The organism is Neisseria sp. P0014.S009, from assembly GCF_051958155.1.
Classification (GTDB): Bacteria; Pseudomonadota; Gammaproteobacteria; order Burkholderiales; family Neisseriaceae; genus Neisseria; species Neisseria flavescens_C.
Genome location: NZ_JBQCVS010000148.1, coordinates 1 through 261, shown reverse-complemented (window position 1 = coordinate 261; position 261 = coordinate 1). Strand labels below are relative to the sequence as shown.

Here is a 261-nt window from a genome sequence, read left to right as displayed (position 1 = left end):
AAACGTGCGCGTGGTGGCCACCAACTCTTTCCGCGTCGCCAAAAACATTGCCCAATTCCTGCCCCGTGCCGAAGCTGCGCTGGGTTTCCCCATCGAAGTCATTGCCGTCCGTGAAGAAGCGCGTCTGATTTACACCGGCGTAGTGCATACCCTGCCGCCAAAAGGCGACAAAATGCTGGTTATCGACATAGTCGGCGGTTCGACCGAATTAGTTATCGGCTCTGATTTGCAACCACTGACCACAGAAAGCCTGCCTTTAGG

The 261-nt window shown here is 55.2% G+C and carries 1 protein-coding gene; it reads left to right on the top strand.

Features of this window, described 5'->3' with window-relative positions:
- A partial coding sequence (locus ACTHS4_RS12065; protein ID WP_440366006.1) for a Ppx/GppA phosphatase family protein occupies positions 1 to 261 on the top strand: 261 nt, incomplete at both ends.